8 protein-coding genes are annotated in these 12869 nt (G+C 38.4%); 5 read left to right on the plus strand and 3 right to left on the minus strand.

The features are described from left to right. Positions 1-16: 16 nt before the first annotated feature. From ABD000_RS08885 to ABD000_RS08895, 3 genes are all read left to right on the plus strand, one after another. A complete protein-coding gene (locus ABD000_RS08885; RefSeq protein WP_343766176.1) occupies positions 17-3424 on the plus strand; it encodes a hypothetical protein in 3408 nt (1135 codons plus the stop codon). 76 nt (positions 3425-3500) lie between these two features. Beyond that, the gene (locus tag ABD000_RS08890) at positions 3501-3875 is read left to right on the plus strand and encodes a hypothetical protein (RefSeq protein ID WP_343766178.1); all 375 of its coding nucleotides are present in this window, start codon (positions 3501-3503) and stop codon (positions 3873-3875) included. 123 nt (positions 3876-3998) lie between these two features. Further along, positions 3999-6899, plus strand: coding sequence for a GEVED domain-containing protein (locus ABD000_RS08895; RefSeq protein ID WP_343766181.1), 2901 nt, complete (start codon positions 3999-4001; stop codon positions 6897-6899). Between the two features lie 80 nt (positions 6900-6979). Here ABD000_RS08895 and ABD000_RS08900 read toward each other — a convergent pair whose 3' ends face one another. Together ABD000_RS08900 and ABD000_RS08905 are read right to left on the minus strand one after the other, a co-directional pair. Next, on the minus strand, positions 6980-8515 hold the full coding sequence (locus tag ABD000_RS08900; RefSeq protein ID WP_343766183.1) for a glycine--tRNA ligase: 1536 nt from the start codon (positions 8513-8515) through the stop codon (positions 6980-6982). A gap of 242 nt (positions 8516-8757) precedes the next feature. Further along, positions 8758-9639 (minus strand): hypothetical protein, encoded by an 882-nt coding sequence (locus ABD000_RS08905; protein ID WP_343766186.1) that lies wholly within the window; start codon positions 9637-9639, stop codon positions 8758-8760. Between the two features lie 178 nt (positions 9640-9817). On the opposite strand from ABD000_RS08905, the gene ABD000_RS08910 reads away from it, so the two are divergent. Together ABD000_RS08910 and ABD000_RS08915 are read left to right on the plus strand one after the other, a co-directional pair. Further along, entirely contained in the window at positions 9818-10390 is a 573-nt protein-coding gene (locus tag ABD000_RS08910) for a ComF family protein (protein ID WP_343766189.1), read from the plus strand. A gap of 40 nt (positions 10391-10430) precedes the next feature. Further along, on the plus strand, positions 10431-12098 hold the full coding sequence (locus ABD000_RS08915) for an Ig-like domain-containing protein (RefSeq protein WP_343766192.1): 1668 nt from the start codon (positions 10431-10433) through the stop codon (positions 12096-12098). On the opposite strand, the gene ABD000_RS08920 is transcribed toward ABD000_RS08915, so the two are convergent. Then, the gene (locus ABD000_RS08920) at positions 12095-12868 is read right to left on the minus strand and encodes an amidohydrolase (protein WP_343766196.1); all 774 of its coding nucleotides are present in this window, start codon (positions 12866-12868) and stop codon (positions 12095-12097) included. The genes ABD000_RS08915 and ABD000_RS08920 overlap by 4 nt on opposite strands. Between the last annotated feature and the right edge of the window lies 1 nt (position 12869).

The following is a 12869-nucleotide window of genomic DNA, read 5'->3' on the forward strand; positions in this document are numbered from 1 at the left end:
TCTAACTACGTTCTGTATGCGATTATACCTTTTTTTATTGGGATTAAGCTATTGTTCTGTTGGGTTGGCGCAACAAGAAATTGCCACGTATCAACGCACTAAAAAAGCGGTACGCGATACTATTCAAATTGACAGTGTTAGTATTAATCCCTCATTTCTAAAAGTATATCGCGATTCCATCGTTCTGGATACCTCGTCGTATAAAGTGGACTACAGTAAAGCGCAACTTATTTTTTTTCAACGACCACCAGCAGATAGTATTACCATATCATATTTTCCTTATCCTTCTTTTTTAACTGAAACGTATCAGCTGCTTGATCCATCCATTATTGTTACTGATGATCAAAATGCTGAAAAACGACTCAAGCTCAATCGCCCCAGCGAAAAAAACAACTTTGTTCCTTTTGACGGTCTTAATACTACCGGAAGCATTTCACGTGGGATCACCATTGGGACCAATCAAAACGCCGTACTCAACTCAGAGTTGGATTTACAAATATCAGGTAAACTCAATGAAAAAGTGAGTTTGAGAGCATCCATTCAGGATGCGAATATCCCGGTGCAGGAGAGTGGCTACTCTCAAAGTTTGGATGAATTTGATCAAATCTTTATCGAGTTATTTAGTGAGAACTGGAACATAAGAGCTGGGGATGTGGATTTGATCCAGGATCAGTCCTATTTTGGGTCCTTTACAAAGAAAATTCAGGGGCTTTCCATGGCTGCAAATATCCCAGTTAAAAATAGTAGTGTGAACATGTACGGTGCGGGAGCATTAGTAAGGGGAGTCTTTACACGAAGTGAATTTACCGGCTTGGAGGGAAACCAGGGCCCCTACAAACTCACAGGACCAAATGGAGAGTTATTTACCTTAATCGTATCTGGTAGTGAACGGGTTTTTATAAATGGGATCTTATTAGAACGCGGGGAACGCAATGACTACATCATTGACTACAACGCCGGTGAAATTATATTCAACAGTACTTATCAAATCACCAGTGAAATGCGTATTGTGGTTGAGTATCAATTCACAGATCGTAATTATACGCGCGTCATTGCAACAGGTGGAGGACGATTAACCAATAAAAAATGGAATATTGGAGGATTTGTATATTCTGAAAATGATGCTAAAAATCAACCTTTACAACAAGATCTTACTGAAGAACAAGTGGATGTCTTACAAACTGCGGGAGATGATATGCAACAAATGGTTGCACAAAGTGCTGTACCCACAGAGTTTAGTGAAGACAATGTTTTGTATCGGAAGACGATCATCAATGGAGAAGAAATTTTTATCCTGTCCAATGATCCCGAAGATGAATTATTCAACGTTCGTTTTAGCTTAGTTGGTCAGGGATTGGGGAATTACATCCTGATTGATGAAAATGCAGTGAACCGAAGCTTTCAATATGTAGCTCCTGTTGGCGGAGTACGACAGGGAAACTATGAACCTATTATTCAGTTGGCCGCTCCCACCCGTTTACAGTTAGCTGTAATAAATGGGAGTTACACCCCAACAGAAAAAACCGGAATCAATTTTGAATTAGCAGGGAGTAGAAACGATCTCAACTTATTTTCAGCTATAGACGATAATGACAATCAGGGTGCGGCGCTAAAATTCGGCATACGCCAAAACATAATTGACAGTCTTGATTTATGGTCTGTAAATGCAAAAGCTGATTATGTCTTTATTGAAGATCGATTTAGAAGCATTGAGCGATTGTTCAATGTTGAATTTACAAGAGACTGGAATTTGAGCAATCCACTGGGAAATCAGCATTATGTTACTTCGGGTTTAAGCGCTGCCCATCCTGAGAAGGGAAATGTTATTTACGATTATCAACGCCTGGAGTTTAGCCAAAATTTTACAGGAAACCGACACTTATTACTGGGAAATTTAAAGCTGGATAGTTTAAGAGTAACGACAAATTCGAGTTATCTCGTTTCAACCTCAGATTCTCTCTCAACAGATTTCTTGAGAACGAACACACAAGCGCAATACTCGTTAAAAAACGCCTGGTTCCAGGCAGGATATGAATTAGAAAATAATCAGCTTACAGATCGATCCATTGATAGCCTCACGGGAATAAGCCAGCGCTTTGATGAATACCAATTACTGGCAGGAATCGGTGACAGTACAAATCGTTTTATAGAACTTGGGTATCGCTATAGAACTAATGACAGTTTACGGGATGGAAGATTAGAACGGGTTAATATCTCCAATAACTACTTTTTGAACACACAACTAATCAAAAATAAAAAATCATCCCTTTCTGCTCAGCTAAATTTTAGGGATTTGAAGTATGCCAGTGATACACTTGATGATGACCTTTCTCTTAATGCGCGAATGCTGTATAATCAGCTTTTAGCGAATAAAATAATTAATCTCACAACAGTTTACGAGACCAGCAGCGGGCAGGTTCCCCGGCAGGACTTTACGTATATTGAAGTTGATCCAACACAGGGTCAATACACCTGGAATGATTATAATAATGATGGGATACAGCAATTAGAAGAATTTGAATTAGCAAATTTTCAAGATGAAGCTACCTATGTGCGAGTACTCCTGCCAAATCAGGTATTTTTAAAAAGTCACCAAAATAAATTTAGTGCGTTAGTGACCCTTAATTTTCAAAACTGGATTGAAGAAGAAAATAAACTAAAAAAGCTATTGTCACATTTTTACAATCAATTCTCGTATTTAATTGACCAACGTGGAATACGCACGGCAAATAATTTCAATCTTAATCCGTTCAAAGAATTAGAAGAAGATCGGTTATCGGTCAATCAGAATGTGCGCAATACGCTGTTTTTTAATCGTGGAAAACAAAATTATACGACTTCATACAGTTATATCTCCAATGAAGCTACCAATTTGTTAAGTACAGGATTGCAAGAAAGCACCTTGCAGAGTCATCAATTTACCTTTAACCATAAATTTGCCACAAGTTGGTTAATTGATCTAAGAGGCAATCTAACCGAAAAAACTAGTTTTGCTGAAAACTTCGTCAATCGAAATTTCGAACTCGACGGGTTCGACTTAAGTCCTACGCTCTCCTATTTTTTCTCACCCAATACACGTCTTAACTTCACATATAGGTATAAAGAAGAAGATAATCAACGTGCAGAATTTGAAGCCTTAACCCAACAGCAATTAGGAGCAACGTTTAATTTTGCTAATAAAGAGAAATATGCCTTAACCGGTGAATTTAATTATATTCTCAATGAATTTGAGGGAAGTCCTTTTTCGCCGGTAGGATATCAAATGTTGGATGGTTTGCAACCTGATACAAATTATACGTGGAATCTTATTGTTCAAAAAAAATTAACCACCTACTTAGATCTTAATCTATCTTATTTTGGCAGAAAAAGTGAAGGTTTTGATACCGTTCATACCGGGAATGTACAGCTAAGAGCCTATTTTTAAGGTAAATCAATCTCTCGTATCTCCACGAGTTGTATGAATTTATAGTATATTCATTTCATAAATCAATTAAATTCTCATGAAATATACCTCTTTACTATCAGGCATGGCGTTAATTGTGATGTTAGGCAGTTGTAAAAGCACTAAAGAACCTACACCGTCTAATGCTGGCAATGAATCCACTATGATGAATGAAAAAAATAAATTAATGATAGAACAGGGCTATCAAGAAGCTGTATTGAGGGTCAATACAGATAAACAAGAAGCCGAGGGTTGTGCTTACATTATAGCACTGGACGGACAACTTTTAGATCCTATCAACCTGGTAGCAGATTACCGCAGGTTTCTCCCTAAAGACTCCATGAACATCTGGATTAAGCATCAAAACCTACGTATGGCAAATCGCTGTAATATGGCGAGACCAATAAATATCATCGATATTGAGAAACGTTAATGAATACGCTGGATTAACAATACCTAAAGAATAAATGTTAAAAATATGGTAATTAGAAATATACGGTGTATTTTTAAAAACTTTTTTAGAATTTTTTAACCAAAATGTAAAACTATTAGAATTATGAAAACACGATTTCTACTATTATGCTTTCTCCTTGTAGGCCTTATGACGTATGCACAGGATGGAGCTAAAAAGGTGGAGTACATAGGTAAGTTAGATAAACCTACCTACGTTCCATCGATTGCCTCTCGAATGGCAGAACATACACCGGCACGAACAAAACCTGTTCAGATGGAGGATGGCAGATCAACCCGCTTCCCCAATGTTGTTCCCGGTAAAGGTTCTGTAGGCGATGTATTAGCTGCCAATCCTCATCGATTAGCCGGTAAGATACCAACAAAAGCACCAGATTTAGTATGGGACGCTGCATTTTCTAACTCACAACCAACCGATCCATCTTTAGCAGTTGGACCAAACCACGTGTTTGTGGTATTTAATACGGGCTACGTGATTTATGACAAAGAAGGAAATAATCTGGCGGGGCCTTTTGCACCTAATCCTTCTATCTTTCCTAATGGAGGATGTTGTGATTTAACGGTATCGTATGATAATGCTGCTGATCGCTGGGTACTTTCTTTCTTAGGAGGTGGTGCTCAAATTGCAGTATCAGATGGACCAGATCCTGTAACCAGTGGATGGAATGTGTATAATATCAATACAATCAACGATTATCAAAAACTATCGGTATGGAGTGATGGATACTATATGACAGATCAATCTAATGGTAACCGAGTGTATGCCTTAGAACGAGATGAAATGTTAGCAGGTAATGCAGCTCAAATTCTTGGATTCCAATTACCGGACTTTTCAAATTTTGGATTTGCTAGTCCGCAGGCATTAAATATTACTGATGATAACATGCCCGCACCGGGAAATGCTCCTATCGTATTCTTTCAAGATGATGCGTATGCAGGAATCACAACAGACCAAATTAAATTTTGGAATGTACAGGTGGACTGGGATAATCCAGGTAGTTCTCTCATTACTGCACCTCAAGTGATTGATGTGACTCCATTTACCTCAATTTTTGATAATGCCAGTTTTTCGAATTTACCTCAGCCAAATGGCGGAGCTCAAATTGATGCGCTACAAGGAATTGTAATGAATCAGGCTCAATTTAGAAAATTTGCAGGGTACAACAGTGCCGTGTTTAATTTTGTAGTAGATACTGATCCTACCAGTGGTAAACTGGCGGGTGTGCGTTGGTATGAATTTAGACAAACCAATGATGGAGATCCGTGGGTATTACACCAAGAAGGCACCTATAATGCCCCAGATGGTAAAAACGCCTGGAATGCTAGTTTGGCCATGGATGCACAAGGTAACATTGGGATGGGTTATTCTGCCATGAATGGTGTAAATGATGTCTTTGTAGGATCGTATTATACAGGTCGCTTTGCTAATGATCCTCTTGGAACAATGACAATTGTAGAAGAAGTAATTGCTGAAGGGAATGGAAATGTCCCATCTATTCGTTACGGTGATTATAGTAAAATTGATGTAGATCCAGCTAATGATAAAGCGTTCTATTTTATTAATGAGTACATCAATCCTAACAATCAGCGTGCAGATGTTGCGGCACGTTTTCAAATTGCACCTAATTTTAATGATGATGTTGGGGTAGTAAGTATTGACTCACCTGCAACCGGAACCTTATCTAATGCCGAAGAAGTTACGGTTACAGTATTTAACTTTGGTCAAAATGATGCTTCAGGATTTGATGTAACCTTTCAAATTGATGGAGGTGCAGTGGTGACCGAAGCTTTCCCCGGAACTTTGGCGTCCACCGAAACGGCTCAATTTACTTTCACGGCGACAGCAGATGTGGGTACTGTAGGACAAACGTATAGCATTACTGCCAGCACTGTGTATGCCGCTGATGAGGATAATACAAACGATGCAACTACGGCAGAAGTGACCTTCTTAGAACCTAATGATATTGGGGTTACTTCTATTGTTTCGCCAGTTTCTGGAACGAACCTAGTAAATAATGAGCAGGTAACTGTTTTAATTGAAAATTTTGGAGGAGAAGCTCAAAGTGGCTTTGATGTTTCGTACGATTTAGATGGCACAATAGTGACCGAGGTTGTAGGTGGACCACTTGAGTCTGGGGATATCTTAGAATACACCTTTAGTCAAACTGCGAATCTTGCAGCTTTTGGAACCTATAATCTATCTGCCACAACTTCGTTACCAGGAGATAGTGATACCTCTAATGACAGTGCATCTGCAGTAATCACAAATTCAAATTGCCAACCCGGTGCAAACTGTACGATTGGAGATGGTATACGCCTATTTGAATTGGCTAATATTAATAATCCTTCCGATTGTTCAACTGGTGGTTATGGTGATTTTACCAATTTAATGGCTGATATTGTTCAGGGAAGTAATGCTGACCTTACGTTAGCCACAGACTTTAGTAATCAGTTTGTAACGGTTTGGATTGATTATAATGACGACTTTGTATTTACGAGCAATGAGAAGATTGTTGATAATTTTAACTTACCTTCTGCACTTCCTAATACACACACCACTCAAATCAACGTTCCTGTAAACGCACCTATAGGGCAGCATTTAATGCGAGCAAAAGCAAACTGGAATGCAAATGTACCAGATGACGCCTGCGAGGAAACTACCTTTGGTGAGACTGAGGACTATATGGCAAACATCTTAGATCTGTTAGGAGTACAAGATGAAGTGTTCAACGACGACAACTTCACCTTTATTGAAACTACGCCAGATGTATTTGATGCTACCCTTATCGCTCCAAGTTATGAGAATAAAGTAAACATTACTGTTCATGACATCAATGGAAAGCAAATCATTAACCACAAAATTGAGCGTGGTGGTGATGGTACATTCTCGTACAACTTAGACATGTCTTATATGTCTGCCGGAGTTTACTTATTTAAAATAGGAAACAACGATGGTGGATTAGTACGTAAGTTTATTGTGAAGTAATAGTTTATTTTATCTAGCGTAAAACCCCGATTTCTTAATGAAATCGGGGTTTTTTTATGGAACTTATTAAAATCTCTTAACTAAGACATCCACTGTTTTATTTCCAGTGCTTTTTGGAGCATGCCCTTAAGGTCTGCAATGGCTACACGTTGCTGCTCCATGGAATCTCTGTGTCTAATAGTAACCGTGTCATTTTCCAGCGTATCATGATCTACCGTGATACAAAAGGGTGTTCCTGCTGCATCTTGTCTTCTATAACGCTTTCCTACTGCATCCTTCTCATCGTACAATACATTAAAATCCCATTGCAAATCAGCAACGATTTGCTGCGCGATTTCGGGGAGTCCATCTTTTTTGACCAGTGGGAAAACAGCAGCTTTAACCGGCGCTAAGATTGCCGGTAAACTAAGCACCGTCCTGGTTGATCCATCTGCCAAGGTTTCATCCTTTAATGCCGAAGAAAATACCGCTAAGAACATACGATCCAAACCTATAGAGGTTTCTACTACATAAGGGGTGTAACTTTCATTAATTTCAGGATCAAAAAACTGAAGCTTTTTACCGCTATGTTTCTCATGAGCTTTCAAGTCAAAATCGGTTCTGGAATGTATTCCTTCCAACTCTTTAAACCCAAATGGAAAATTAAACTCAATATCTGTTGCAGCGTTGGCATAATGAGCCAATTTTTCATGATCATGAAATCGATAATTTTCTTCGCCTAAGCCTAACGATTTATGCCAGTTTAGTCGGGTTTCTTTCCAGTACTCATACCATTTTTGATCCTCGCCGGGACGTACAAAAAACTGCATCTCCATCTGCTCAAACTCACGCATCCTAAAAATAAACTGCCTGGCAACAATCTCATTTCTAAACGCTTTCCCGATCTGCGCAATTCCAAAAGGAATTTTCATCCTTCCGGTTTTTTGTACGTTAAGGTAATTTACAAAGATTCCCTGGGCTGTTTCAGGACGCAAGTACAGGTCTTGTGCAGTATCGGCAGAGGCTCCTAATTTAGTCGCAAACATAAGGTTGAATTGGCGAACCTCAGTCCAGTTTTTTGAGCCTGTAATCGGATCTGCTATCCCCAATTCTTCAATGAGCGCTTCTACATCATCTAAATCTTCATTGGTGAGCGATTTACCTAATCGCTCCAGAATTTCCTTTTGTTGTGTCTTATAGCGTACCACCCTGGGATTAGTCGCTACAAATTGAGCTTCATCAAAGGCTTCTCCAAAGCGCTTTTTGGCCTTATCAATTTCCTTTTGTGCTTTGAGGTTTAGTTTTTCTGCATAATCCTCTACCAATACATCTGCTCTATATCTTTTCTTTGAATCCTTATTATCAATGAGTGGATCATTAAACGCATCTACATGCCCAGAGGCAGTCCAGGTTGTAGGATGCATTAAAATCGCTGCATCCAGTCCAACAATATTTTGATGAAGGTGCACCATGCTCTTCCACCAGTATTCTTTGATATTTTTTTTTAATTCTGCTCCATTTTGACCGTAATCATATACAGCACTTAAGCCATCATAAATTTCGCTGGAACCAAATATATAGCCATACTCCTTAGCATGGGATATTACTTTTTTAAACTGATCTTCTTGTTTTGCCATGGCGGCAAAGGTAGAATTTGCGTTTAGATTTATGAAATTTCATCTTTTTAAATTTCTAAGTCTAATGTGTTGAAGATGAGACAGGGATTGAACGGCCTGTTTGAGCTCATCCCGCTAATGTGGGATAGCGAGTAGTGAAAGCCCGGTGTCTTTGTGATTTTTTCAATCATAAAGACAGTCTCCCAATAAAAAAACCCTTTAACCATAGGCTAAAGGGCTTAAATTATGGTATATGTAGAAATTTACTTAAGCGTAAAACTTGTGGTGCCTACCATTCTAGATCCTTCAAAGACATTTACCGTATACTTTCCTTCAACAAGCTCTGCTTCTGTAGCGTTACTCAATACGCACACATCCAGATTGTCGTTCTCGTAAAATACGCGGGATACAGCACTGTAATTAATTACTGCATCCTCAAAGACTTTAGTTAGCTTGTCGCCGATCAAATCCTGCTTAGGGTTAATGATTTGTACAAAAAGCTCTTTATCACCAGATTCTGCCAGATCATTTGAAAGTAAAGTGAAACAGGTTCTTACTTTATCTACACGACTATTGTTATTTGTTTCAACAATTTTACCGCTATTACGCACAATCACTCCTTGAGCGCTCATACTGTTGACTTTAACTTGAGAAGCCACCGCTACTTTATCTCCTAACTCCTGCGCTTTAGTTTGTAATGAGTCTGATAACATGGTTCGCTCTACCAAACGTGCATTCGTACTATCAATCTCAACTCGTAGCGAATCATTTTGCATTCCTAAGCTATCCACTACTGCAAATAAACGGTTACGTTCTTTTTTAAGTTTTCCAACCTCATATTTATAGCGATTTAATAAATCTAACGTCGCATCCATATCTTGTACAGAGTCTAAAAGAGTAGCAATGCGGTCACGTTGCGCCATCAGCTCATTATCCATTGCATCGTTATCTGCAATTGCTTCATCATACTTTACGATCATATCAGATAACTCTGATTCAAGATCATCCTTTTGCTGTGTTAGATTTTGTTGTACCTTTTTATTTTCGTTGTAGAAATTAACGGTTAGTACACCTAACACAACCAGTCCTATTGCCAGGATTCCTATTAGAATCTTAAGGGCATTATTATTTTTTTGTTCAGTCATTTCAAATTCATTTACATATTAAGTGCTAAAATTAACAAAAAGTATTTAACTCAATACCTTTTAATACTTGATTAACGATTTCTTAAATCTACTATTCCCAGCAACTTGTGTATGCTGCGAGAAACAACTGGTTACCAACGAAAAGTTTATTTGCACTTTTTGTCGGCATAAGCTTCCGATGGTCGAAATCTACCTAGAAAACGACAATATAGTAGAAAAAGTATTTAGGGGTAGAATTCCTTTGCAGTATGCTGTAGCGCTGTTTCAATTTGAAAAAAAAGGTTTGGTACAGCATCTTTTTCATGAGTTGAAATATCGCGGTAATGATGAGATAAGCGCTTTTTTAGGAAAATGGTTAGGTGAACGCCTTTTGACTACATCCTGGTTACACGATATTGACGTGGTCATTCCTGTTCCATTACATAAGAAAAGGCTCAGGGAAAGGGGTTATAATCAGGTAGAAGGATTTGGAAAAGAACTTGCCGCTTATGCCAATGCAACCTATATCGATACTGTGCTGGTAAAAGATAGGCCTACCTCAAAACAAGCTAAAAAAGGAAGGTTAGATCGCGCATCAAGTTACGAATTGGAATTATTTGCTTTACAAAACCCCCAGTTGGTGGAGAACAAACATATTTTATTGGTTGATGATATTGTTACCACCGGTACAACCTTAGAAACATGCGCAAATAAGTTGCTATCTGTGAAAGGGACCTCTATAAGCATTGCTACAATGGCGGTAACGCTTTAGATTAAATACTTACTTTTGTTGCCATTAGTGTAAACGAGGTATGAAAAAACAGCTATTAAGAGGAGTAATTCTCATGATCATGTCGTTAATGGTCTTTAACTGTGCTAAACGCGGTAACATAACTGGCGGGCCTAAGGACGAGACTCCGCCAAAATTCATCAGGGCCACACCTCCAAATTATTCTATAAATTTTGACAGAGAAGATGTTCGACTCTATTTTGACGAATACATCAAACTTAAAAATGCTCAACGGCAAATTATCATATCTCCACCACTTGATCCCAAACCAGATTTTAGTCCGTTAGGGATTGCAAGAAAATATGCCAAAATCTTCTTTAGCGATACGCTTAGAGAGAACACCACCTATACTATCAATTTTGGGTATAGCATTGTGGATAATAACGAAGAGAATCCCCTGCCCTTCTTTAAATATGTATTTTCTACGGGAGATTATCTTGACTCCCTAAAGGTTAATGGAAATATCCTTGATGCCTATTTAAATACTCCCGAAACATTTATTACTGTTGCCCTATACGAGGTAAATGAAGCCTATAATGATTCTTTAGTATATACTGATACTCCTACCTATATTACGAACACCCTGGATAGCACGACTAATTTTAGTATTGAAAACATCAAAGAAGGAACCTATAAGCTCATTGCATTTAAAGACATGAATGAGAATTACAGATTTGATCCTGCCACTGATAAAATTGGATTTAGAGAGGAGCCTATTTCGCTCCCGGGCGACTCTTTGGACTATACCATAACCCTATTTCAAGAAGAACTGGATCTTAGAATTGATCGCCCTAAGCAAGTAAGTAATCAACATTTCGTATTTCCGTTTTATGGTAATCCTGATTCTGTCGTTATAGAAGCAATTTCAAATATGCCGCAAGGTTTTGAATCTGCCGTAGTGAGGGATCGAGAAACTGATACGCTCAACTATTGGTTCAAACCTCCCGTAGAGATGGACAGTATTCTTTTTAGGGTTGAGAACGCTAATTATTTAGATACCCTCGTTATTAAACCCAGAACCTCGAATCCTGATTCACTTCAAATACAAAACCTAACGGGAACAACACTTGCCCTGGACAAAAAGATCACCTTGAGCAGTAATATCCCCTTAGCGCGAGTTAATGATTCATTGATACGAATCGTTGATAAGGATACTATCGATATACCCTTTACAACAAAACTGGATAATCAATTAAACGAACTAACCTTAGATTTTGAACCTTTAGAAGATAATCGATATCAAGTTGATCTGTTACCGGGAGCATTAATTGATTTTTTGGAAAATAAAACAGATTCTCTGGCCTATAGCATCAGAACAAAAAAGCGATCAGATTACGGCACACTAAATTTAACCATAAACAATATAGACCGATATCCTGTGATCGTTCAACTTACCACAGATAAAGGCATTCCTGTAAAAGAAGTCCAAAGCGACGCCGCAAATAATTTTGATTTTGAGCTGATAGATCCGGGAACATACCTGGTACGAGTAATTTATGATGATAATGCAAATGGCCAATGGGATACGGGTAGTTTTTTAAATGCCCGTCAAGCGGAAACTATCTTATACGATTCTAAAACATTTGAAGTTAGAGCAAATTGGGATGTGACAGAATCAATTTCTTTGCCCGGCATAAATAGGCAACCTTCTACCAGTCCACCATCACAAGAGATTCCGGAAGATAATTAATCTACTCTAAATGTATCCTGATCTTCTAAAAACTGAAGTTTTTTCCTTGTGGTTTGCAGATGTGTTTTATCCAGTGTCACGATCTGGATGCCTTCCTTTTCATTAAAACTGGTTGAGATTTGTTTTCCTAAACTATCGTAAACTGCTGAGTGTCCTGTGTGCTCATATCCATTAGCATCTGTTCCAATTCGATTCACGCCGGCAACATAACTCATATTTTCAATCGCTCTAGATTGTAATAATATATCCCATGCCATGATGCGTTGATTAGGCCAATTAGCCACGTAAAATAAAAAGTCATACGCAAGATCATTTCGCGACCAAACGGGAAATCGTAAATCATAACAAATCTGCGGACATATTTTCCACCCATTGAGTTCAAATACAACGCGTTCTTCTCCTGCCGTGTACGTATTATGTTCTCCCGCTAAGGTGAACAAATGCCTTTTATCATATGTTGCCACTATTCCATGTTGATCAACAATCAGTAAACGGTTATAGTACTTGTCATTTTCTTTGACGATATAACTGCCTGTGATTGCGCAGTCGTGTTTTAACGCAATTGATTTCATCCACAAAAAAGTTTCTCCTAAAGGATCTTCAGCCAGTCCTTTTGCATTCATAGAGAACCCCGTAGTAAACATTTCTGGTAGAATAATAAGGTCAACGGTAGTATTGATCGACATTATTATTCTGGTAAACATCGCTCTGTTGGCTTTAGGATTCTCCCAGTGCAAGTTTGTTTGTATAATGCCGATGTTAAGATCCATA

It is taken from the genome of Gangjinia marincola, assembly GCF_039523415.1.
Classification (GTDB): domain Bacteria; phylum Bacteroidota; class Bacteroidia; order Flavobacteriales; family Flavobacteriaceae; genus Gangjinia; species Gangjinia marincola.